This is a genomic window from Streptomyces sp. 8K308 (assembly GCF_004348315.1).
GTDB lineage: Bacteria > Actinomycetota > Actinomycetes > Streptomycetales > Streptomycetaceae > Streptomyces.
On record NZ_SMKC01000664.1, the window covers coordinates 1 to 960 of the forward strand.

The window sequence follows — 960 nt, forward strand, 5'->3', positions numbered from 1 at the left end:
TGCTTCCGCGTGGTCTGGGTCGAGGGTCGGAGGCCGGTGGCGGAACGCGGCGATGGAGGTGACGGCCGGGGCGAGCAGTTCGAAGTCGTCTGAGGCTTCGATCAGCTCGGCGAGCGTGCGCGCGAGCCTGGTGGTCTGCTGGACCAGGCGAACGATGCCGTCCCGTCCGAGGTGGGCAATCGTGGCCCACACGCGCAGCGCGCGGAACGGGCGAGTCTGTTCGGTGCCGTACTCGGAGAACCAGCCGAGTTCCCCGGCGTCCTCGTCGCGCAGGTAGGGCGGGACCAGGCTGAAGGCGGCGCGCGGGCCACCCGGTTCACGGAAGAGGACGCAGCCGGCGTCAACGGGGACGCCGAGCCATTTGTGCGGATCCAGGGCCAGGGAGTCCGCCCGTTCCAGTCCGGCGTACCGAGGGGCGGCGTCGTCGGCGAGGATGCCGAGCGTGCCGTAGGCGCCGTCGATGTGGAACCACAGTCCGTGCTCGCGGGCGAGCGCGGCGATGTCGTCCAGGGGGTCGACGGCTCCGGTGTTGACCGTTCCCGCGCTGGCGGCGACGAAGAACGGCCGCACCCCGGCCCGCCGGTCGGCCGCGATCAGACGCCGCAGCTCACCGATGTCCATACGGAACGCCGCGTCGACCGGGACGGTGCGGAGGTACCGACTGCCCAGGCCGAGGAGTTCCGCCGCCTTGCGCAGGCAGCTGTGCGCCTCGGCGGACACGTAGAGCGCCAGCGGGCGATGCCCGTACAGGCCCGTCTCGCGCACGTCGTGGCCCTGATCGCGGAACGCCTGGTGGCGGGCGGTGGCGAGTGCCACGACGGTGGCCATGGAGGCTCCGCTGGTCAGCAACCCGGCCCCCGGGCGGTGGGGGAATCCCACCAGCTCCGCCAACCACCGCACAGCGGTGCGCTCCAGCAGAACGCCAGCGTGGTCTCCGCCCGCGCAGCTGGGGTTCATGGC

At 72.4% G+C, this 960-nt stretch carries 1 protein-coding gene; it reads right to left on the reverse strand.

Going from position 1 to position 960, the window contains the following annotated elements:
- The coding region (locus E1265_RS36530; RefSeq protein ID WP_243741381.1) for an aminotransferase class V-fold PLP-dependent enzyme at nucleotides 1-957 on the reverse strand (957 nt) is incomplete at its 3' end.
- Between the last annotated feature and the right edge of the window lie 3 nt (nucleotides 958-960).